At 52.9% G+C, this 22,015-nt stretch carries 23 protein-coding genes and 1 pseudogene; 7 read left to right on the top strand and 17 right to left on the bottom strand.

Going from position 1 to position 22,015, the window contains the following annotated elements:
- Nucleotides 1–14: 14 nt before the first annotated feature.
- From J2Z18_RS28855 to J2Z18_RS28825, 7 genes are all read right to left on the bottom strand, one after another.
- Nucleotides 15–1,808, bottom strand: coding sequence for an ABC transporter ATP-binding protein (locus tag J2Z18_RS28855; protein WP_210095692.1), 1,794 nt, complete (start codon nucleotides 1,806–1,808; stop codon nucleotides 15–17).
- 250 nt (nucleotides 1,809–2,058) lie between these two features.
- Nucleotides 2,059–2,328 (bottom strand): HPr family phosphocarrier protein, encoded by a 270-nt coding sequence (locus J2Z18_RS28850; protein ID WP_007133000.1) that lies wholly within the window; start codon nucleotides 2,326–2,328, stop codon nucleotides 2,059–2,061.
- 100 nt (nucleotides 2,329–2,428) lie between these two features.
- Nucleotides 2,429–3,358, bottom strand: coding sequence for a DNA-binding protein WhiA (gene whiA, locus J2Z18_RS28845; protein ID WP_028406089.1), 930 nt, complete (start codon nucleotides 3,356–3,358; stop codon nucleotides 2,429–2,431).
- Nucleotides 3,359–3,363: 5 nt separating this feature from the next.
- Nucleotides 3,364–4,344, bottom strand: a complete 981-nt coding sequence (mgfK, locus tag J2Z18_RS28840) for a gluconeogenesis morphogenetic factor MgfK (protein ID WP_007132998.1) — start codon at nucleotides 4,342–4,344, stop codon at nucleotides 3,364–3,366.
- 18 nt (nucleotides 4,345–4,362) lie between these two features.
- Complete coding sequence (gene rapZ, locus J2Z18_RS28835) at nucleotides 4,363–5,271, bottom strand: RNase adapter RapZ (RefSeq protein WP_007132997.1); 909 nt, start codon at nucleotides 5,269–5,271, stop codon at nucleotides 4,363–4,365.
- A 43-nt stretch (nucleotides 5,272–5,314) separates the two neighbouring features.
- Nucleotides 5,315–6,265, bottom strand: a complete 951-nt coding sequence (locus J2Z18_RS28830; protein ID WP_007132996.1) for an ROK family glucokinase — start codon at nucleotides 6,263–6,265, stop codon at nucleotides 5,315–5,317.
- 324 nt (nucleotides 6,266–6,589) lie between these two features.
- Nucleotides 6,590–7,075 carry a hypothetical protein gene (locus J2Z18_RS28825; RefSeq protein ID WP_051425170.1) on the bottom strand — a complete coding sequence of 162 codons (486 nt, stop codon included), beginning with the start codon at nucleotides 7,073–7,075 and terminating at the stop codon, nucleotides 6,590–6,592.
- Between the two features lie 408 nt (nucleotides 7,076–7,483).
- Between J2Z18_RS28825 and J2Z18_RS28820 the strand changes: the two genes are divergently transcribed.
- From J2Z18_RS28820 to J2Z18_RS28805, 4 genes are read left to right on the top strand one after another with little or no spacing between them, the layout of a single operon-like run.
- Entirely contained in the window at nucleotides 7,484–8,410 is a 927-nt protein-coding gene (locus J2Z18_RS28820) for an ABC transporter ATP-binding protein (RefSeq protein ID WP_007132994.1), read from the top strand.
- Nucleotide 8,411: 1 nt separating this feature from the next.
- Complete coding sequence (locus J2Z18_RS28815; RefSeq protein WP_007132993.1) at nucleotides 8,412–9,158, top strand: ABC transporter permease; 747 nt, start codon at nucleotides 8,412–8,414, stop codon at nucleotides 9,156–9,158.
- A 21-nt stretch (nucleotides 9,159–9,179) separates the two neighbouring features.
- Nucleotides 9,180–10,397 carry a sensor histidine kinase gene (locus J2Z18_RS28810; protein WP_007132992.1) on the top strand — a complete coding sequence of 406 codons (1,218 nt, stop codon included), beginning with the start codon at nucleotides 9,180–9,182 and terminating at the stop codon, nucleotides 10,395–10,397.
- Complete coding sequence (locus tag J2Z18_RS28805) at nucleotides 10,324–10,929, top strand: response regulator transcription factor (RefSeq protein ID WP_050954105.1); 606 nt, start codon at nucleotides 10,324–10,326, stop codon at nucleotides 10,927–10,929. The genes J2Z18_RS28810 and J2Z18_RS28805 overlap by 74 nt, the downstream gene beginning before the upstream one ends.
- 342 nt (nucleotides 10,930–11,271) lie before the next feature.
- On the opposite strand, the gene J2Z18_RS28800 is transcribed toward J2Z18_RS28805, so the two are convergent.
- The 3 genes and pseudogenes from J2Z18_RS28800 to J2Z18_RS28790 form a co-directional block, all read right to left on the bottom strand.
- The gene (locus tag J2Z18_RS28800; protein ID WP_007132989.1) at nucleotides 11,272–11,451 is read right to left on the bottom strand and encodes a hypothetical protein; all 180 of its coding nucleotides are present in this window, start codon (nucleotides 11,449–11,451) and stop codon (nucleotides 11,272–11,274) included.
- 305 nt (nucleotides 11,452–11,756) lie between these two features.
- Nucleotides 11,757–12,373 (bottom strand): annotated as a pseudogene (locus tag J2Z18_RS28795) (DUF3891 family protein).
- Between the two features lie 61 nt (nucleotides 12,374–12,434).
- A complete protein-coding gene (locus tag J2Z18_RS28790) occupies nucleotides 12,435–12,638 on the bottom strand; it encodes a DUF4177 domain-containing protein (protein WP_007132987.1) in 204 nt (67 codons plus the stop codon).
- 174 nt (nucleotides 12,639–12,812) lie between these two features.
- On the opposite strand from J2Z18_RS28790, the gene J2Z18_RS28785 reads away from it, so the two are divergent.
- Complete coding sequence (locus J2Z18_RS28785) at nucleotides 12,813–13,187, top strand: cupin domain-containing protein (protein WP_007132986.1); 375 nt, start codon at nucleotides 12,813–12,815, stop codon at nucleotides 13,185–13,187.
- A gap of 300 nt (nucleotides 13,188–13,487) precedes the next feature.
- Here the strand turns inward: J2Z18_RS28785 and J2Z18_RS28780 are convergent, their stop codons facing one another.
- The 5 genes from J2Z18_RS28780 to J2Z18_RS28760 all read right to left on the bottom strand — a co-directional run bounded on the left by J2Z18_RS28780 (nucleotide 13,488) and on the right by J2Z18_RS28760 (nucleotide 17,404).
- A complete protein-coding gene (locus J2Z18_RS28780; RefSeq protein ID WP_210095691.1) occupies nucleotides 13,488–14,615 on the bottom strand; it encodes a VanZ family protein in 1,128 nt (375 codons plus the stop codon).
- Between the two features lie 152 nt (nucleotides 14,616–14,767).
- Nucleotides 14,768–15,175: a hypothetical protein gene (locus tag J2Z18_RS28775; RefSeq protein ID WP_210095690.1), complete on the bottom strand. Its 408-nt coding sequence runs from the start codon at nucleotides 15,173–15,175 to the stop codon at nucleotides 14,768–14,770.
- Nucleotides 15,176–15,436: 261 nt separating this feature from the next.
- Nucleotides 15,437–16,147 carry an HAD family hydrolase gene (locus tag J2Z18_RS28770; RefSeq protein WP_210095689.1) on the bottom strand — a complete coding sequence of 237 codons (711 nt, stop codon included), beginning with the start codon at nucleotides 16,145–16,147 and terminating at the stop codon, nucleotides 15,437–15,439.
- Between the two features lie 113 nt (nucleotides 16,148–16,260).
- Nucleotides 16,261–16,755, bottom strand: coding sequence for a GNAT family N-acetyltransferase (locus tag J2Z18_RS28765; RefSeq protein ID WP_210095688.1), 495 nt, complete (start codon nucleotides 16,753–16,755; stop codon nucleotides 16,261–16,263).
- Nucleotides 16,756–17,071: 316 nt separating this feature from the next.
- The gene (locus tag J2Z18_RS28760) at nucleotides 17,072–17,404 is read right to left on the bottom strand and encodes a DUF2642 domain-containing protein (protein WP_210095687.1); all 333 of its coding nucleotides are present in this window, start codon (nucleotides 17,402–17,404) and stop codon (nucleotides 17,072–17,074) included.
- Nucleotides 17,405–17,795: 391 nt separating this feature from the next.
- On the opposite strand from J2Z18_RS28760, the gene J2Z18_RS28755 reads away from it, so the two are divergent.
- Both J2Z18_RS28755 and J2Z18_RS28750 read left to right on the top strand, forming a co-directional pair.
- On the top strand, nucleotides 17,796–18,248 hold the full coding sequence (locus J2Z18_RS28755; protein ID WP_210095686.1) for a GNAT family N-acetyltransferase: 453 nt from the start codon (nucleotides 17,796–17,798) through the stop codon (nucleotides 18,246–18,248).
- Between the two features lie 92 nt (nucleotides 18,249–18,340).
- Nucleotides 18,341–18,823, top strand: a complete 483-nt coding sequence (locus J2Z18_RS28750) for a spore coat protein (protein WP_144878565.1) — start codon at nucleotides 18,341–18,343, stop codon at nucleotides 18,821–18,823.
- Nucleotides 18,824–19,111: 288 nt separating this feature from the next.
- On the opposite strand, the gene trxB is transcribed toward J2Z18_RS28750, so the two are convergent.
- Complete coding sequence (gene trxB, locus J2Z18_RS28745; protein ID WP_007132977.1) at nucleotides 19,112–20,065, bottom strand: thioredoxin-disulfide reductase; 954 nt, start codon at nucleotides 20,063–20,065, stop codon at nucleotides 19,112–19,114.
- 126 nt (nucleotides 20,066–20,191) lie between these two features.
- Entirely contained in the window at nucleotides 20,192–21,928 is a 1,737-nt protein-coding gene (locus J2Z18_RS28740; RefSeq protein ID WP_376773076.1) for a tetratricopeptide repeat protein, read from the bottom strand.
- Nucleotides 21,929–22,015 lie beyond the last annotated feature (87 nt).

Here is a 22,015-nt window from a genome sequence, read left to right as displayed (position 1 = left end):
CCCCGGCCTGCTTCCTAGGCCTCCGGACTTTCGTTCATCTGTAACTGCTGAGCTGCAAATTCCCTGTACATCGCATGCTCCCGTACCAATTCCTCATGGGTGCCCCTTCCGGTAACGGCCCCCTTCTCGATGAAAATGATCTGGTCCGCGCCCACCACCGTCGACAGCCGGTGAGCGATAATAATCGTCGTCCTTCCGGCCATCAGGTTCTTCAGCGCCTTCTGGACTTCAATCTCGGAGCGGCTGTCCAGGCTCGAGGTCGCCTCGTCCAGCATCAATATTTTCGGATCCCGGAGCAGTGCCCTCGCAATCGCAATCCGCTGCCGTTGTCCGCCCGAAAGCTTGATCCCTCGCTCACCTACATCGGTATCGAAGCCGTTAGGCAGCTCATCGATAAATCCGTCCGCATAAGCCATTTCAGCCGCTCTCCGGATTTCCGCGTCGCTGATGTCCCGCTCCGTCCCATAACACAGATTCTCGCGGATCGTACCGACAATCATCGGGCTTTCCTGCGAGACATAACCGATCAATCCGCGCCAGGACCGTAGAGCAAATGTATGAATCGGATCCTGGCCAAGCTTAATCTGTCCCTCCTGCGGCAGGTAGAAACGTTCCAGCATGGAGAACAGCGTCGTTTTCCCGCCTCCGCTCGGCCCGACAACGGCCGTAACCGTCCCCGGCTCCATCCGGAAGCTAACATTCTTCAGCACCGGCTCACCCGGCTTGTAGCCGAAAGTCAGATGCTCAATCGATACCGGCTGGTTCGCATCAAGTACATCCATCCCGTCCTCGAACGCCTCTTCCTCGGCATCGAGCGCCTCCAAGATCCGCTCGGTAGCCCCCTTTGCCTTCTGAAGCTGGGTGAAGAACGTTGTCAGCTGCGTCATCGGCATGACGATCTGAATCAGGTATAGAATGAACGCCACGAGCTCGCCTGCCGTCAGCGCCCCGGTCGACACCTGCAATCCGCCGTAGCCGATGACGACGACGAGCAGCATCATCAGCACAAAGGACATCAGCGGCGCGATCCAGGCGGATACGATGCCTTCCTTAATGCCGAATCTCAACAGATTCCTTATACCTCTGCTGCCGTTAGCGTACTCCCGATTCTCCGCATTGGAGGCCTTGACCAGGCGGATCTCGGACAGCACCTGGCTGATATTCGCCGTAAACGATGCGGTCTCATCCTGCATGCCCAGCGATATTTTATACATTTTGCGTCCCAGTGGAACGAGGATTAGCGCAGCAATCGGTATCACAACGAACATGGTCAGCGTCATTTTCCAGTTCAGATACAACAGCACCCCGATGGATCCGACGATCGACACGATCCCGCTGGCGAAGCCGGCTGCATGATCGGAGATCAGGCCCTTAATGACGCTTGTATCATTCGTCATTCGGCTGACCGTTTCCCCTGACCGGTTATGATCGTAATAGCTTACCGGCAGCACCAGCAGCTTCTTCCACAGCCGGTCCCGCAGGGCGGCCACCATCTTCTGTCCCGTATAGCTCAGCAAATAGATCGAGAAGCCTGCGGCGATCGTCTGCACGATAAATGCGATGCCAAGCCCTATGATATGGCTCCGGTTCATATCCGTTAAGGAAAAGCCATCCACCAGGTTTTTCGTAAACATCGGAATGACCAGCCCGACCAGCGTCGAGACGACATTGAGCAGAATGGCGCCCACGAGCAGGGCCATCGGCGGCTTGGTCTCTTTCAACAGGCGGAAGAACGCCTGCGAGCCTGCCTTTCGATTCTCGTCTTGTGACGCCTGAAGATCGTCTGCCGTATTTTTCAGTACACTCATTGTTTCTCTTCCCTTCCCCGTCCGATTATTTATGGTGTAAGGTCAGAATAAAACAACAAGTTAAACTGAAGTTAAACAACAGCTTTCCGGCGCAGAAACAAAAAAAGGCGGAATCGCTTCCCCTTTTCTGTAAAGTCATATGTAGATCTAACATGCTCCGCGCGATGCATACTTGAGTACGGGGAACGTCGCCCGCCCATATATTAAAAAAAGCCTTGCAAACACAAGACTTTTCTTAAACATGGATGGCTTATTGGTTCTCGAGTTCCTCTTTGCTCACAAGATTAACCAGAGAAGTAACCGCTTGCTCGGCATCGGCTCCTTCAGCGCTAATATGCACTTCCGTACCCGAGCTGATTGCAAGGCTCATAATTCCCATGATACTTTTGGCATTTACTTTTTTATCATCTTTCTCAACAAAAATTTCAGATGAGTATTTATTCGCTTCCTGAACGAACAGCGCGGCCGGTCTAGCATGGAGCCCCGTCTTCAACCGAACGACTACCGGGTGCTTTGTCATGAAAATTACCCCCTATCTTATAAATCTGCGGTATTGAAAGCGTCTTGACATTTTATAATATTATACCATTTTAGCATACAGGACACTAGAAGAAAAAATGTCAGGTATTGCGGATCTTTTCGGCCATTTCATCGATCTTGCGCAGACGGTGGTTGACGCCCGACTTGCTGACGGTCCCCTTGAGGAGTTCCCCGACCTCTTTGAGGTTCATATCGGGATGAGCCAGCCGGATTTCGGCGACCTCCCGCAGTTTGTCCGGCAAATTCTCAAGTCCTACTTCCTTCTGAAGCAGCTTGATGTTCTCGATTTGACGAACAGCGGCACCGATCGTTTTGTTGAGATTGGCGGTCTCGCAGTTCACGATCCGATTCACCGAGTTGCGCATGTCGCGCATAATGCGGACATCCTCGAATTTAAACAGCGCTTGATGAGCGCCGATCAGATTGAGGAACTCAATGATCTTCTCGCCTTCCTTAATGTAGAAGATAAAGCCCTTCTTGCGTTCGATGCAGCGCGCATTCAGGCGAAACTGGTTAGCAAGCTCAACGAGGGACTGACAGTGCTCCTCATACATCGAAGCAATCTCGAGATGATACGAAGAACCCTCCGGATTGTTCACCGATCCGCCCGCCATGAAGGCACCGCGGAGATACGCCCGTTTACAGCAATTTTTCCGGATGATCTTCTCATCGATCCGGGACTGAAACAGAAATCCCTCGGACACGATGCGAAGCTCCTTCAAAATTTCCTGAACCTGGGCCGGAATCCGGACGATATATACGTTATTCTTCTTCAAACGCATTTTTTTACGCACCAAAAGCTCGGTATGCGCCTGGAAATGCTTCTTAATTAAGGAATAAATACGCCTTGCAATCGCGGCATTTTCCGTCGAAATATCCAAAATCACCTTTTTGTTGGACAGCTGAACAGAACCGTTCATCCGGATCAACGCGGACAGCTCGGCTTTCTCGCAGCAGTTTTGGCTTTCGACCATCGTTAGTTCCTTCTTCGTTTGTGCCGCAAAGGACAAGGTACTCACCCCTTTCGTGAAATCCAGTCTTGCACCAGCTGGAAAATATGGTTGCTCAGCTTGTCGGCATCATGCCGCAAGTATGTTCGAAATAGCACAAGCTTATCCGCAATGAGCTTATATCCACGGCTGGTCACCTCATCACGGTCCAAATAGACGGGCTTGGCACCCTTCTGGGCATACTTATCCTGAACCTGAGGCGGAATCTCTCCATCATTAACAATAACATAATCGAACAGGTGAAGACCAATATGGTCATACACCGCCTGGAGATGATCGCTCACCGTATAATTATCTGTCTCGCCGGGCTGCGTCATAACATTGCAGACGAAAATTTTAATCGCCTCCGAGGCGACGATCGCCTCAGACAGCTTCGGAACGAGCAGATTTGGCAAAATACTTGTATATAAGCTCCCTGGACCGATCAATATCGCATCCGCCTGCTGAATCGCTTCCAGCGCCTCCGGCAGCGGCTCGACATGCTCCGGCTCCAGGAATATCCGCTTGATGCGGCCTCCGGCCTCCGGGATTTTGGATTCACCGGTGACAATGGTGCCATCCTCCATCTCCGCGTGCAGGATGACGGCTTCACCGGCTGCGGGGAGCACCTGTCCGCGAACAACAAAAACCCGGCTCATCTCCTTGACTGCCGTGACAAAATCTCCGTGCAAATCCGTCATGGCAGCCAGGATCAGATTGCCGAGGCTGTGGCCGGCCAGTCCCGACCCTGACTTGAAACGGTATTTCAGTATATCCGATAGCAGCGGCTCCACGTCGGCTAGCGCCGTAAGCACATTGCGAATGTCTCCGGGGGGAGGCATCTGCAGCTCGCTTCGCAATATGCCGGAGCTTCCTCCGTCATCTGCGACCGTGACAATGGCCGTTATATCGAGCGGTTTTTCCTTAAGGCCCCGAAGCATAACGGACAGCCCGGTGCCTCCGCCCATTACGACAATGCGGGGGCGCTTTCTAGCTTGCACAGCCACATCTATCACTTCCCTTAATTAATGCCGATCCCGCTCGGAATCCCGGTGGCTCACCGATACGGACTCCGTCTCGCTTACGCCCAGCATCTTGCCGAGGTACTCCGCAATCGCTACCGAACGATGCTTGCCGCCGGTGCAGCCGATGCCGATGATGACCTGGCTCTTGCCTTCCTTGCGATACTGGGGGATCAAGAAATGCAGCATATCCAGCAGTTTTGTCAGAAAAGCCTGGGTTTCCGGCCATTTCATTACGTAGTCGTACACGTCGCTGTCCTGGCCCGTGTTCGGGCGGAGCTGCTCGACGTAATGAGGGTTCGGCAGGAACCGGACGTCAAAAACCAGGTCTGCGTCAATCGGAATGCCGTATTTAAACCCGAACGACGTAATGTTGACCGACAGAATGCTGCTTTCAAGATGCGTGAAACGCGAGATGATTTTCTCCTTTAATTTGAGCGGCTTCATATTGCTCGTATCGATCACTTGTGTTGCCGAGTTTTTCAGCTCTTCGAGCATTTTCCGTTCCAGTCGGATCCCGTCAAGCGGCATGCCTTCCGGAGCGAGCGGATGGCGGCGACGGGTCTCCTTATAACGCTGAACGAGTACGGAATCGGTCGCATCGAGGAACAGAATTTCACAGTGAATCGTGAAGTGATCCTTAATATAATTTAGCGATTCCGACAAGGCCGTGAAGAATTCACGTCCGCGCAGGTCGATGACCAGCGCAACCTTGCCGATCTTGCCCTTGGACTGATCGATCAGTTCCGCGAATTTCGGGATGAGCACCGGGGGCAGGTTATCCACGCAGAAGAACCCAAGATCCTCCAGACTTTGCACGGCCAATGTTTTACCTGCTCCCGACATCCCGGTAATGATGATCAGGGTGGCCATCGATGATGTGTTGCTGCCTCGTTCGGCTGCTTCCAGCATCAGCTTTCCCTCCCTTATAAGTTAAAATCGAATGATGAATTAACTACGAGCGCAGGTGAAGTCCGGCAGCGCCGACGACGCCGGCATCATTGCCAAGCTCGGCCGGCACAATACGCACGCCGCGCTGCAGCGGCTCCGGTGTCAGCTTCGCGAATACCGCCTTCACCTCATCGAACAGAATGTCGCCGGCTTTGGACACGCCGCCGCCGATAATATAAGCTTCCGGGTTCAGGACGGCCGATACGGCAGCCATCGATTTGCCCAGGTAATACGCTGCGCGATTTACGATGCGGATCGCCACTTCGTCGCCCGCCTTCGCCGCGTCGAACACTTCCTTGGCCGCGATGTTCTGCACGAGCGACAGGGAGGTGCGGTCTCCGCGCTCCACGGCGTCCTTCGCCATGCGAATGATGCCGGTAGCGGAGGATACGGTCTCCAGGCAGCCCATTTTCCCGCAGCCGCATTGGATGGCTTCCAGATCAGGGACAACCGAAATATGTCCGAGCTCGCCGGCCATTCCCCCGAAGCCTTGATAAATTTTGCCGTTAATGATGATGCCGCCGCCTACGCCGGTTCCCAGGGTATAGCATACACAGTTATCAACTCCGCGGCCCGCGCCGCTCCATGCTTCTCCAAGCGCCGCTACATTCGCATCGTTGTCTATTTTGATCGGCTTGCCAAGACGCTCCTCCAAAATGGCGCGAATCGGTACATCCTTGAATCCTACATTCGGTGCCAGAATAATGATGCCTTCACGAATGTTCGTGAAGCCTGCGAATCCGGCTCCCACTCCGGCCAGCTGATCCCAGGTGTATGGCGATTCCTCCACAATGTGACGCACATATTTTTCAATGTTGTCAATTACCGTGTCAACGCCCTTTGCTGTTTCCGTAGGCCCCTCAAACTTATGCAGAAGATGCCCTTCCTCGTCGCAAATTCCGACTTTGATTGCCGTTCCGCCCAGGTCGACACCGACGTAGATCTTCTCAGACATGTTACAAGCCACCTTTTTCCTTCTATAATTTATAGATTGCTCCTACTGTACCCACTATAATTGAAGGCACCCCTGCGGTCAAGAGAAGACAAGGGGATAGAAATCCCTTATAGGCCGCAGAAAGTCGGGATGTCCAAGGTGCTCATGACCCCCTTAACAAAAACAGGCACCGTTTCATTTTTTATACCTATTGCCAGCGTCACTAACGAATTGATCGCGCCAACCCTCAAATCATCCGGTACTGGGCATGTGGGCTAAAGGCTGCAGAAATGTTGGATAGCGAAAAAAGAACACCGAATCTAACTCCGGTATTCTTACTCGCAATCAATACAGGTCGTATTTCCGCAAAACTTGGTTTTTCAGGGAAGTTTTAAACGCAAGGTCCTGCTGCTCCATAGGCATATCGGAATCATCGGTATTATCCAGGTTAAATTTACCGTTGTTCATGTTGATGATGCTGTACTGGCCGAACGTATTGTCTTTTAGAAAAAGAATGTACCTGCTGCCCTTCTTCAATTCGCGGTAATCATCCATAATGATTTTCGTCTTTTGGTTCCCGGACTCTTCTATAATGCATAACGGTTCAATGAACTCCATCATCTCGCCGATGTCTATCCCGTCCGGTTGTTTGATAACCTTCTCGATCCTCAGCTCGGTCATTGTATAGAAATCCTGGATCATTCCATCTTCAAAATATTGCGCCATATGTTCCCGATCCTCAAAATCCTTAATCGGGGAACCGATAACGATCACGTCCGCGGCTTGATCGAGTTCCTCGATCGTATCGAATGCGATATATTTGGCATCCATATTAACTGTTCCTGTTATTGGACGATCTTTATCCGGATTCCCTGCACTCGTTGCAAAGTATAAAGATGATGCAGCAAGAATAGATACAGCTACTAAAAATATCGTGCTTTTTTTGATGAGAACTTCCCCCTTCCATCTATTCTCCCCATTGGCCTTATTGCATTTCTATTGTCCGTTCTTGGTAAGAATGTCAGCCGATTGATATATAGTAGACGCTCTAAGAATGGTAAAAGTTATATGGGAAAATGTTTGGCATGAATTCCATCACTAAACCAATCGTCCAGCTGTCTCCCTGCAACATGACAAAAGTCATTTCAAACCGGTGACATCCTTTACTAACGTGCCTTTCCCGCTCCCGATATCATGGAATCATAAGATCACGATAACGAAAACGGGGGTGCGTAACCTATGATTCAACAGCTAAGCGGCGAACCAATCGTCGAGCTGAAGCAGGTGACCAAAACGTTCGGAAGCAAGAAAGCCGTGAACCGAGTATCCTTTACGATTGAGCGTGGATCCATTACGGCCATTCTCGGGCCTAACGGGGCGGGCAAATCGACCGCGATCTCCATGATGCTGGGGCTCAAGGACACAAGCGAAGGCGAGGTCCTTCTCTTCGGCCAGAGCCCGAAAGATCTCAAGGTTCGGGAAAAGATCGGGGCGATGCTCCAAGAGGTGAGCGTCATGGACGGCCTGCGAACGCGGGAGATCATCAACCTGATCCGCAGCTATTATCCGAATCCGATGACGCTCGAGGAAATCGCAGCGCTCAGCGGGCTCACTCCCGAGGAACTCGGCAAATGGGCGGTGAAAATGTCCGGCGGCCAGAAACGCAAGCTCAGCTTCGCGCTGGCTATCGCCGGCAACCCCGAGCTGCTGTTCTTCGACGAGCCGACGGTGGGTCTCGACACGTCCGCCCGCCGGCTGTTCTGGCAGACGGTCCGAGGTCTCAAGGCCCAAGGCAAGACCATTTTGTTCACCACGCATTACTTGCAGGAGGCTGACGATATAGCCGAACGCATCGTGCTCTTTCACCAAGGCCAAGTGGCGGCCGACGGTACGCCTGAAGCCATCAAATCCAAGCTTACCCGGCGAACGGTTTCCTTCATCGCGGATGCGGACGGCCAGCAGGTGATACGGCTGCTTCATGAGGTGCCGGGCGTAACGGATGTCTACGAGCAGGACGGGCGGCTCATCGCCGTCACGAGTGATACGGACACAGCGCTGGCGGCACTGTTCCGTGCCGGACTCACCGTTCGCGATATCCGGATCGATCAGGGCAGTCTGGATGAAGCATTCGATCAGTTAACGATGAGTCAAGGGGAGGCGGGTTAACATGAAAAACCTGAAGTTGATTACGATTCAATGCCGGATGGAGCTGCTGCGGATGATTCGCAATCCGTACTATATATTCTGGTCTTTGGCCATGCCGATCTTGTTCTATTTCATCTTCACCCGCATCGTGGATACCGGCGCAGCCGAGGCTGGCCAGTGGCAGGCGCATTACCTCATGTCGATGACCTCCTTCAGCGTCATGGGCACGGCCATTATGTCGCTTGGCATCCGGCTCGTTCAGGAGCGGGTGCAGGGGTGGTCGATCTATATGCGGGTAACGCCGCTTCCGGGCAGCGTCTATTTCTTCGGCAAAATGTTCGTGCAGGCGATCATGCACCTGCTCTGCATCGTTGTTATTTTCACTGCCGGCTATCTCATCAACGGCGTCTCGCTCTCCTTCTGGCAGTGGCTGTTCAGCGGATTGTGGATCCTTATCGCCTCCATTCCTTTCCTCGCGCTCGGTACGCTGATTGGAGCCATGAGGCGCGTCGATACGGCCAGCGGCGTCAGCAACGGCATTTATCTGGCGCTGGCCGTGACCGGCGGCATGTGGTTCCCGATCGAGGCCATGCCAGGCTTCATGCAAGCGATCGGCAAGTGGATGCCTTCCTACCATTTCGGCGGCGGGGCATGGGCCATTACGCGCGGCGAGGCACCAGGCTGGGATCACATCCTGATTTTGACGGGATATTTGCTCGTATTTATGATACTATCCACCTATATTCGGAAAAAACAACAAGCCGATTAAGGGGATGAGTGTGATGGATATATGAGAGGACAAAGATTCGAGGTGTTTCCGCGCCACATGGGATTCTTCCCCTATCTGTGGCTGGTGTATGTAATATTGCCGATCTACAACATGTTCAAATTCGATTCGTGGAAAATGGGCATCGGCTTCTTCCTGCTAGCGGTATTTCTTTTTACGTACCGTCAGCTGTATTTTGAAGTAGAGAAGCGATCGTTTATGTATTGGCTGTTAGTCCAGCTTGCCGTCATCTTCATCTTGTCCACCTGGTATCACCCTACCTTTATGTATATGGGCTTCTTCTCCGCCAACTTCATCGGCTGGTACATTGATGACCGCCGATTCAAAACGGCTATGCTGATCTTCTTCCTTGTCGAAGCGATCCCGCTGGCGCTCTATGCACCAACGCTCGAAACCGCCGATCTCTTGGTGCTCATTCCATTCTTCTTGATCATGCTGCTGTCGCCGCTCGGCTTCCGTTCTCTGAGCAGGCGGCAGAAGCTGGAACAGGAGCTTGCGAAAGCCAATGAGCAAATCCGCAATTTGATTAAAGGCGAAGAACGGATGCGCATCGCCCGCGACCTTCATGACACGCTTGGCCATACGCTGTCGCTCATCACGCTAAAGAGCCAGCTCGTGGAGAAGCTGGTGACGAAGGACCCGATGAAGGCCCAGGCGGAAGCGCGCGAAATCCAGAATACGTCCCGTGCGGCCTTGCGCCAGGTGCGCGAGCTTGTCGCTGAAATGCGGACAGCCACGCTCCCCGAAGAAATCCGGGATGCCCGCATGATTCTGGACAGCGCCGGGATTGAGCTGGTTTGTGAAGGAAATGAGCGGCTGGAAGGAATTCCGGATCTGGCTCATAATATTCTCAGCCTCTGCCTGCGCGAGTCCGTAACGAATGTGGTGAAGCATAGCAAGGCCAGCCAATGCCGGATTCGGATGGAAACGCTGGAGAATGAGTGGCGGATGATCGTCGCCGATAATGGGGTTGGTCTCCCGAACGACAGTCCGCTTCCCGCTGAGGGGAGCAACGGCCTGAAAGGAATGGCTGAACGGCTGTCGTTGATCGGAGGGACGATCGAAGCCCGCTCTAACCAAGGAACGATCATTACCATTCGCGTACCGATCGTCATCAAGAACGAGAACCGGAAGGAGGAGGATACACATGAGCATCCGAGTGGTGATCGCCGAGGATCAGCGCATGCTTCGGGGCGCACTGGCTTCTTTGCTAGATTTTGAGGAGGATATCGATGTGATTGGGCAAGCAGGCAATGGAGATGAGGCTCTGTCTCTGATTGCAGCCCACCGTCCCGATATTTGCCTGCTGGATATCGAGATGCCGGTTCGCAGCGGCCTGGAGGTGGCTGAGGAGATCAAGCGTCTTGGCTATGAATGCCGGGTCATCATCCTGACCACCTTCGCAAGGCCGGGCTATTTCGAGAGGGCGGTCCAAGCAGGCGTTCAAGGATACTTGCTGAAGGATGAGCCGAGCGAGCGGCTGGCGGAAGCGATCCGCCGCGTCATGGACGGCCGCCGGGAGGTTTCGCCCGAGCTTGTCTTCGGGACGATGCGAGATGCGAACCCGCTTACGGAACGTGAACGGGAGGTGCTCCGTCTGGCTGCCGGCGGAAGCAGTTCGAGCGAGATTGCCGCCAAGCTGCATCTATCCTACGGCACGGTCCGCAACTACATGTCTGAAATCTTGAGCAAGCTGGGGGCGAAGAATCGAATCGAGGCGATTACGACTGCGGAGGAAAAGGGATGGATTTGAAGGAATTCTGCCGGGCCGCGTTGGTTCCTGAGTCTGAACGTTGCTCTTCGCCAAAAGACCTCTTGCGTGGAACTTTCGTCCTACCCGTCTCCCCGCCAATTCTCCACCGGTTGTCCTGGGTTCTGTCCCTTCGAAGGCAGCGGCAGCGGTCAGCGCCTTTGATGCCTGCACGTCCTCTCCTATCCTACGAGTGGAAGGCTTGGCTAGACCCCTATTTTAGATTTAGTGAATACTATCACATTCATATCAATGATTGGAAAGGGGCACCATTGACGCCAAGTTCAATTCGGGGGCATGGAGCCCCCAGTAGTATGCTGTTTATAACTCGCACGAGTGCTGCACCTACGATTTATTTTTAAAATGGAGGACGATATTGCCTATCCCGCCTAGCGCGAACAGCAGCGACACGAGGCCGAATCCCCACTTCCATGAGCTGCGGTCGGTGATAATCACCACGACCAAAAAGGCTATCGCCGCTAAAAAATTCAACATGGCTACGATCAAAAACTCTTTTTTCTTCATCCTTCAACCTCTACAATCTGACAGGATTTTTCCATGGCTTCAAACCGGATCATACCATATTCCAAAAGAAAAATGTCTCTCGACGTACTCACAGAATACAGACCGCGTTAAACGGTTAGTTTTTCTTACGGTATCGGGCAGCAGATCCTCCGAAGTAATTATTGTCTGATATCTTCAAAAATACGTATAGCCTGCACACTTCCGGCTACGGAACGAAGAGAACCTTCTGCTCGGTCCATGGAGCATGCTCAAATGCCTTCGCGATGCCTTCTTGTTTAATCTGCGCTTTCCGCACATGCTTATTCTTAAGGCACAACCGGCCACTCCCGCTCGAACAGAAACGGGCTCAGCCTGATCTCTTCGCCGCCCAGCCATTCAGCCGCAACCCGCTGTCCATCCACGGACATATCAAAGCCATCCCTGAACCACGGATGCTCCTCTTCCTTGGTCGCGCCGGGAGCGTTCATGCATACATAAAGCGAGAGATCATCGCACAGCTGAAGCAGCGCAAACTGCCGTTGGATTGTCTCCTCATCCGGAAAAGGATGCTGACTCTTCAGCCTCTCCTGGCGCTCCAGCTCCGCATGATAAAACTCCACGAAGGGCGCTTCGGTCGCATTTTTCATAAACGACGCATAATGAAGGCTGCATAAGTACCCTGCATAGGGGCTCATCGCTTCCGTTTCGTCAACCCCCTTGGCATACATCAGCAATTTCGGCAATGTCGGATAATCAACAAAAGTAAAGGGTACCCCGACCGCATCATCCAGATGGGCGTATCATCCATTGGCAGCCAGGCCCGATCATGCTCGGCGATTGCGAGCAGCACTTCTTCCACTACCGTTTCATCCAGGAACAGCTCTTTCCGGAAGCCCCGGGCAACGTCCCCGGAGAACCGGCCATGGTCGTCCTGAGTTGTCATCACAAACGCATCTTCCGTCTCCCGAATGATCACTGGATCCACTCCCTCTTTCCTTTGGTCACTACTCAAGATATGCTTTCCGCTTCAGAACGGCAATAATATCATTGGACTGGCCCTGATACATGCTTGTATCGAAGCACGACACCAATTCCCAACCGTCGATCCCGTAGCTGTTCAGCAAATCCTCGAATTCCTCCTCATCAACCTTGCCCCCGAGAAATCCCCGTGTCTTAAATTTCAAAGTTTTATACTCCCATTTATCCATGAAACGTCACTCCTGTATGTTGTTCTTCAAGGCTTCCATCAAATCCGCTTTGACATGTGTGGTTCGCGAGTACGGATCTCTCCCTTGTATGCGAGAATTCACCGTGGTGCTATTCACCTTATGTTATCATACAATAGATCGTTTTTGATGAATTTTCCAAGAGGAGATGAGGCTTTGAAGATATTCCGCTTTGACATGGACGCCGGACGCCCGATTTCCGTATACGGCAGCCAGCATCTGATTATGTCGAAAATACTCATGAGTCAAGCAGCCATCCCCATTCACCACATCGGCTGCATGCACATCGGCGCCGGGGGCGTGGTCGGAGAGCATCCGGCATCGTCGGACCAATTGTTTATCGTTGTTGAAGGAGAAGGCTGGGTTACCGCCAATCATGGACCGAGAACGAAGGTGATTGCTGGACAGGCCGTGCTGTGGAAAAAAGGGGAGTGGCATGAATCCGGCTCCGAGCTAGGCATGACCGTCATCGTTGTTGAAGGGCCCTTGATTGAGCCCGATATGCCCGAAGCTGACGTTTATATAGGTTGAATAATTGATTTCCATACTTTCGACCGCTATTGATATAGCATCCGGCTGCCCCTGCTGAACCTACCGGTTGGCCGACATAAATATAAAAGCCGGTGTCTTGGGCTTACGCTTATACACCGGCCGTACTTCTTGATCTGTCCTTCATGGACGATTTCATTGGATTTGTTTGCTTCTTCAGCCGACCTGAATCTCCATCCCCGGCTCCTGCCGCATGCCATGGTATGAATCGAGTGCAGGCACAATGGCCAATATCGATAATATCCTTGGCTTTATCGAGCCTCTTCTTGAAAGAAGTAACGATCAGACAGTATTCCCTTCGCTTCGCCCCGCCGCAGGCTGTCTTTTCTCCGCGATCACCTGTCTGGTTCCGCTCTTCGCCTCATGCAGCAGCGTCCGTTCATGGTTGAAGAGACACCGCAGCAGATGGACCATGACAACCCCGTCGATCAGCAGCATTCCCATGACATACAAGGCATACAGAAAGCCAGAGCCCGGGAAGCTCAGCGTTATCAGCAGGGCATGAATGCCGCCCCACACGACGTACAGCAGCCCATTCCGGATAATGATCTCCTTCAGCTTCAGATGTTCGCCCTGCCCTTGGATGCGAATCCGTACGATCCATTTGCCTACCGTCTGCCCCTCCAGCATATACGGAATTACGATATAGTACAGAATGACAACGATGAAATACGCGGCCTTCACGTTCAGCACCACGGACATAATCCCGATGACCGGCAACGTAATCATCGCATCGATGCCAAAAGCGATTGCTCTTCTTGTATAGCTGACCCGCTTCTTGGACAGGTCCACCTTCTCATCCAACCGATCCATCCGCGGCAGATGGTTCTTCATCCAATCGGCCAGCACGAAGCCGACCATCCCGCCGAGCGTGTTGGTCAGCAGGTCATCTACATCAAACAGCCGATAAGGGTGGTCATAGAAGCCGTAGATTCCGGTAACCTGGGTTACCTCAAAGAACAGCGACAGACCGAATGAAGCGACCAGGCACGTAAGCCAATTCACCCGGGCATAATAACGGAGGAACATGCCGAACGGCACGACCAGCAGGATGTTGAACACCACCTGCAGAAAAGCCCGTTCCTTGATCAAGTGGATATACGTCCCCGGCTCCGACAGAACCACCTGGGTTTCCTTCACAATATCGTGAATAAAATTGAGCGGAATCCACTGGATCACCGAGGACACGTCCATCGGTGCATTATGTCGAGATGCCGGCAGCGGGAGCAGCACGAGGTACACCGCATTGAGCAGATAGAGCAGGAACAGATACAGAAGAAACCCGCGAAATTTATTGAAATAGCCATACTTGCGGTATTGCACGATCAGAAACGGGACCGCACACAGCAAGGCTGCTATGGGAAAAGTCAAAAATGCATACGATATCGGGAACAAATACGCCTCCAGCACGCCCCGTTCACTCCCTTCATGATGTTTCTATTTATAGTTTACAAGGTCCAGGTTAAATCGGGGGAGCGCCTTCGTTTAAAAAAGGGTTAAAATCCACCAGCTCCGTCCCTTCTCCTTCTTGGAGATGGACGGTTCTTGGACAGGTATAGACCTCACCGTTTACGGGGAACCCTGCCGAAGCCGATTGAGGGTGGAAGGGTCAGCAGGAACTGTTCGCGTCCACTCCCCCAGTCTATGGTGAGGATCAGTTCCTTATCAGGATCCATCATATCGAGCAAAGAACTATAGTCCAAGGTGGAGAGGGTTTCTTTCATGCCGGCATAGTCCGTCCCCGCAATGATCTCGCCTTCCGAGAAGCGTCCTTTTCGATCCTCCAGCCGGTAGGTAATTCTACCGCTGCCTAGCGGCGCCTTCCCGACATACTGAAGCTTTAATTTCCCGCCAAGCTCGTCCTGAAATACGGTCTGCTTCGCATTAACCTTATCCTTATGCGTAACGGTATAGTCCGCCTTCCACGCCGCACCTTTGCCGGCAAACTGCATCGTTTTCGTTCGATTCATGCCCGCACCTTCTTTAACCTTGTGATCAGTACGTAGCTATAACGCAGTTTCGGGGTAAAAGGTTTGGGGTTATCGTAACCGAATTCTCCAAACCTGCTTCCTATCCGAGCCGGACTCCTTTAGCCGAAAAAACAAGCGTCTTCGGTTAGCCCGGGACGCTTGTTCAAGCTTGTTCTAACTTGTTATAGATTGTTAAAGCTTTCTAGTTCAGAAGCCGCTGGATTTTAGCGAACACAGTCCATATATGGCATTTTCGTTGCCTCACGTCCTTGCCTCTTCCTTATGATGGCCATGCAGCACCTGCTGAGCCTCATCCAAGGTTGTGCAAATGTAATCGGGCTCGATCCCTTCCGCCTGCGGTTTGCCCAGCCGGTTGAGCCACATCGCCCCAATGTCCAGGCTCTGCGCACCCCGGATGTCGCTCGTTAAAGAATCGCCGATATGGATCACTTCGTCTGCTTTTAACCGGTACTGCATGAATGCCTCCCGGAATAACTCCGGCCTCGGCTTGTACGATCGTACATCCTCGCTCGTAAGGATTCCTTGTACTTGAATGCCGTGATAGGTGACGGCAGACTCAATGTCCGACCTGTCGATATTCGACAAGATAAACACGGGCGTTCCGGTTCGCTGGAGCGACTCCAGGAAAGGCTTCGTATCCGGGTACAGCCTCGGCCTAATCCAATGCTCGAATTGAAGCTCGATGATTTCCTCTGCCCTCGCGCTTGATCCGAAGTGCCTGATCGTCTCGGCAAGCGACTCTATGCCAATCGTCCGCTGGGATTTAAAGCCTTCCCCATGGCTGCTGCGGAAGATGCGCGAAAACTCGCTCCACCAGTATCGTCCGATTTCCCGAAGCGTGCATTCGATCGAAGCGCTCTCCCGAATCTGTTCGCAGATCAAGGGAATGATATCGTCATCTTCATGAACCAGCGTACCGTAAAAATCAAGAAATACCGCGCGATACTTCACTTCACAGCTTCCCTTCTCCCATGATCTTTCGAGCCTTAAGGGTTCCGCAGCAAGCCCAATGCCTCCTCTGCCTGAATGGACCTTGATAGGGCTGATGCCGCCCGCCCTCATTTTTATACGACGTCCGCTACCATTGTAATGGATGTGCCAACCTCTTGAAACCCAAAGCGACTATATAATTTCACTGCTGCCGTATTCTCCGGCGCTACACTTAGGGATAACCGGGAGATGCCTCTGGATTTCGCTCCTTGAAGCAACGCCGTCATCAGCGCCGTTCCAATCCCTTGTCCCCTGCTCTCCGGCAGCAGGGCCATGCCAAGCTCCGGAATTTCGTCACTGACGTAGCCGAATCCTTTGTTCGCCTCGTCAAAATACCGCAGGGTAATCGAGCCAATCGGCTTTCCTTCCCCGTTGGTCGCGATATATCCCAGATCGCCCTCTCGGCCCCAGCCCTCCACATATTTCCTCATGAAGGGTTCGTTGAGGATATCCCTGCTAAAGGGCTCCGCCCCATCAGGCACATACAGGGATTCGTACAGCATATCCCAAAGGAAGGGCTCGTCCTGTGCTGTCGCCACTCGAATGTTATACGAATTTAATGAAGTCATGAAAAATCCACCTCCCTTGCTATCCCGCACTTTAGTCTCTGGATCTATAAAAAACGGTCGAAATATCACCGGATACATCTTCCTGCTTATCGTCGGTTGAGAACGAAAAGCTTAGGTAATATGGAAACGACACAAGCCTGCCCCATAGCTGGTGCTGCCATGAGAACAAACGAAGCCGGATCTGTCGTTTATAAAAGGCGTCTCCAATAGACGCCTTCCGGATCCTGTATACATATTGGCGGTTTATACCGCCCGATCCTGCTGCAGCGGCGGTAAAAATCAATTATAGCCAAACTAAGATGACGTAAGGCTCCTGCTAATAGGGAACCCCTTCAAAGTACACCACCTGTGCCAACCGAATATGCAGCGCCTTGTTATCCCCGACGGTCAGCTGGATATGGTCTGCGGCGACCCCGGAGAGGATGCCCTCTACTTTTCCCGCTGTCGTTACGACGGTAATTTTGGCCCCTTTATGCTTGAGCAGATGGTCCATAAACATTGGCTCTACAAGGGTTACGTAATTGACATGCTGCGGAACAGCCAATGTTCGCGGTGCATGGTACCCAGTAGTCGTGGGGGGGGCAGAATAGAAGCTGCTCGGCGAATATCCGGTCGGCGGCGGGTATCCGTAAAATCCATAGTTGTTCAAGCGCAAGTCCTCCCTTGTCATAAATCATCCTATACCTTATGTATGAGCGAATTCGGATCGCTATGTTTATCCTGGGGCATTTTTCGAGGGAATCCGCTCAGGTGCAAGAGTTAGCGCCTTTCCCGATTCCCATTTGCAGCCGAGTGTGGAGGCGCTAATTGGTATTCTTACCGCGTGCCTCTCCCGACGCGTGATTTAATGATCACTGCTGGTACGATGATCAGCATCGACGTTCGGACGACAAGCCATGCGCTTGCTCCACTCGCACAAGAAGCCACGGGGCGGGCGCTGCTTGCATGAGAAGCGTGAGCGAGCCCTTTTTTGTGATAAAATAGCAAACATAATGCTTCGATTTCGAGATTGGAAGTGGAAGATGAAAGGAGACGACGCTATGAACATCCGACGGCTTATTTCTGGTGAAACGCCTCCCATGGATCTGCTGCTGCTCGCGGACCCTTCAAAGCGCCTGGTGGAGGACTATATCCATCGGGGACATTGCTACGTCGGCGAAGTCGATTCCGCAGTTATCGGCGTATATGTTCTGCTGCCTACGCGGCCCGATACCGTCGAACTCGTCAATGTCGCCGTAGCGGAAGAGCGGCACGGCCAAGGCTTCGGCAAGCAGCTGGTCAACCATGCGGTCAGTCAGGCTAAAGAGCTCGGATTCGCCACCATTGAGGTCGGTACAGGAAGCACCGGTGTCGCCCAGCTCGCATTGTACCAAAAGTGCGGCTTCCGCATGACGGAGATCGACCGGGATTTTTTCGTCCGGCATTATGAAGAAGAGATTTACGAGAACGGGATGCGGCTGCGGGATATGGTACGGCTATCCCAGGATCTATAAACTCCTAAGAACTCCGGCAGGATAGGCACCTTCCTCCGCGTGATTGAATAGGCTATCACATATTTCATCACATGGAGGAGACAAGAGAGGATATGAAGCATAATCCCAAGCATCTGGCGTGGCATGAGACGCTCGAGATGCACGAATTAACGGCCTTCCAAGCTAACAACCTGATGGGGTTCAAGATGGCGCTCGGCGATATTCAAGACCCGCAGCTGCACAGCCTGTACATCGAGGCGATCCAAGGCGTGGAAAACAACCTGAAAGAGCTGCTTCACTATTTCCCGGAAGCCCCTGTCGGCACCCGCAAGCTGTCCGAGGCTGATTTGACCGCCTATTATGCCGGCCATCTGCTCGGCTTCGCCAAAACGTCGGTCCGCAATTACGCGATCGCCATTACCGAAACCGCGACCCCAAGCCTTCGCGAGACGCTGCAGAAGCAGCTGAACAAAGCGATTGAGCTGCACGGGAAAGTGTACTACTTCATGTATGAACGGGGCTTGTACCCTTCCTACAATCTGAAGCAGCTGCTTTCGAACGACGTCAAGAACGCCAATAAAGCGATCAGCTTGTAGTTGGAGTTCCGGCCGGCTCGGCTTTACTCTACCCTGCCTGGCCCGGACCCCTTCTCACGGCTTTCATCGGACATTGGAAGTGCGGCGGTTAACGGGTTACGTTAAGGTCCAACTGCAAGTTTGTTCAGGCAATGACTTACGGATGGATCCACAAGTTTGAGATCCGCATCATGCACAACAAAGCCCCCGGCTTCGGCTGCCCCGGACATGGCGACTTGTCGTCGACATCCGTAAGGCGCTGTAAGCTCGGGGGCTTCTTCGAACTTCCTGCTGTTTGAACAACCTCTATTATGGGTTGAGCGTTTCGCTCCAGTCATGCACCATATGGCCTTCGAGGAATTTCTCGCAGTCCATCGCAGCCATACAACCAGTGCCTGCTGCGGTGATTGCTTGACGATACCGCGTATCCTGCACGTCGCCGCAGGCAAATACGCCTGGAATATTCGTCTCGGTCGTGCCTGGCTTAACCAGGATATAGCCGGTCGGATCCGTTGTAATCTGACCGCCGAGGAAGCCGGTATTCGGGGTATGGCCGATCGCCACGAACACGCCTTCGGCTTCGATCAGCTCTTCTTCGCCGGTCTCATTGTTTCTTACCTTCAGGCCTTTCACGCCCGTTTCGCTGGTCACGACTTCTAGCGGCGTACGGTCGAGTGCCCATTCGATCTTCTGGTTCTCCCGGGCGCGATCCTGCATAATCTTCGAAGCGCGCAGCTCCGTACGGCGATGAACCACCGTAACGCTGGAAGCAAAGCGCGTCAGGAAGCTCGCTTCCTCCATTGCGGAGTCGCCGCCGCCGATGACGATGATCTTTTTGCCGCGGAAGAAGAAGCCGTCGCAAGTCGCGCAGGTGCTTACCCCACGGCCTACATTCTCCTGTTCGCCCGGAATGCCCAGATATTTGGCGGATGCGCCGGTAGATATAATGACCGACTCTGCCAGAAGCTGACCCATTCCTTCAACGTTCACCTTGAACGGCCGCTCGGAGAAATCAACGGACTCCACCCAAGCGCTCTTGAATTCGGCTCCGAAGCGCTCCGCCTGCTGGCGCATATTGTCCATAAGCTCCGGACCCATGATACCTTGCGGGAACCCTGGGAAGTTCTCAACTTCGGTCGTGGTTGTCAGCTGCCCGCCGGGCTGCATGCCCTCGATGACGAGCGGCTTCAGGTTTGCGCGTGCCAAGTAGATGGCTGCCGTCAATCCGGCAGGCCCGGTTCCGATTACGATGGATTTATACATAGATACAGCCTCCTAGTATATAGGGTGATTGAATGCTTCTACATCCTATTCATGACTTAACCGCGATTCCATGATGCAACAGGAACGCTTGCCTATCCTCTGATCCATTGATTCGCTAACCCATACTTAAATATTCTCTGTAAATGGGCGGAAATTATGATCCGATTGCGCCTCGTCCCCGCAAACACTGTTAATTTGACGTGCATACCGGCTGACCGTCGAAGGCGAAATCCCGTAACGGACGGCAACCTCCTCGTAGGTCAGATTGCGTCCGCGCTTCTTCGCGGTCCAATATTCCAGCGCCGCCGCCCAGCCCTCTACGTTTCGGATGTTCGGGATGTCCGGATACAGACGGCTGAGAAAGTCGGTCCAAAGATTCTCCATCTCTTTCTTCAAGAAGGCATCGGACCGCATGTCCATCGCCTGCTCCGCTCTCTCCAGAACTGCCTTCCAGGAAGGCAGCCAGTCGGGCAGCACCTCCCGGGTTTTGACCGGAGCGCCGTCGCGGTCTTCCCTGCGGTCCGCAATCCGGTTGCTTGCCGACTCCATATGCTGCAGCACAAGGCGGGCAGCCGTCTTCAGCTCCGCTTTCTCCCCAGGCTCCTGAAGGAAGGATTGCAGCGCATGCTGCACCTCTTCATCGGCAATCAGCTCGAGCGTACGGATAACCTGCAGCTTCGTCTGCGGATCACCATGCCGGAGCGCCCAGAAGAATGAAGAACGGATCAGCGGATTCTGCTTCGCTTCCTCGGTCAATTGATCCCCATCCTGCTCCCACCGTCTGAACTGCTCCTCAAACGGCAAGTGATAGTGATAGCTGACCTTCATTTGATCGGTTCCCGTCTCCTTGCGCTTCTGGAGCTGAGCCAGGTAGAAATCGGGAATGACCGACTCGGGATCAAGCATCGCGGCATGGCGCCAGTATTGCTCCGCCTTCTCGTAACGGCCGATATTGCAGGCAGCCACGGCGGTATAATGATACACGCTTGGATCGGAACTAAATTCTTCATGCTTCAGCAGCCGCCGGAAATGGCCGTATGCCACCTCATGCTGCCCAAGAATGCCCATCGTCGTTGCCAGCTTGAATACATGCTCCAGGTGAAACGGCACCGTGATGCGCAGCATGTCCATCAGACGGTCGCGCTGCTCCACGTCTCCCTCATGCTGATAGAAGATCGCCAGGTTGCACAAGCCGTGCAGATTCCCCGGCTCCTGATCCAGCACCTCGCCGATCGTCCGTTTCGCCGAATCGAATCGTCCCATATAATAATAGGCAAGCGCCAGATTGTTGCGCGCGGCAAGGAAATCCGGATGCTCCTTCACAATCTCCTCCAGCTGCTTCACCGCCTGCGCGAATTTGCCCTCTTCCAGCAAAGCGCGGGCATGCTCATGCTCAACGACGCCTTCCCGGCTCTTGATGCGGTTCAGCTTGGCAGGACGATTGAGCTCATACTGCAGCAGCTCCATCATCTCCTCCGCCTCATCCAGAAACTGCCCGTTCGGGTCTTCTTCCAGATAAGTGACCAGCGCTTCCTCCGCTTTCTCAAACTGCTCCATATTGGCATAGTTGTTGGCCATATAGAAAAAGCATTCCGTCATCGACGGATCGACCTGCTCCAAAATGTGGGCGAGCACCTCGTTCGAAGCTTTATAATCTCCCGTCTCTGATAATATACCCGCCATATTGCAATGATTCACCGGATTATCCGGTTCATATTCAACAGCTTTGCGAAAATATTTAAGCGCCTTGTCATATTGGTAACGATCCAGCGAGCGAACCGCCCGATCGAAGAAAAAGTTCGCATTCATTTCGATAGATATAATGTTGTTAGGGTCACTCGACCCGTATGGATTTCCATTCACGAAAAGCAAGGCACCTCCTTTTAACTTGCTCCTCTATCCAGAACAGTATAACACAAGTTACAACATCATTTGCAGAAAAAAGACACC

The organism is Paenibacillus lactis (assembly GCF_017873605.1).
Taxonomy (GTDB): domain Bacteria; phylum Bacillota; class Bacilli; order Paenibacillales; family Paenibacillaceae; genus Paenibacillus_AQ; species Paenibacillus_AQ lactis.
The sequence above is the reverse complement of the archived record's forward strand: the minus strand, read 5'-3'. Positions and strand labels throughout refer to the sequence as shown.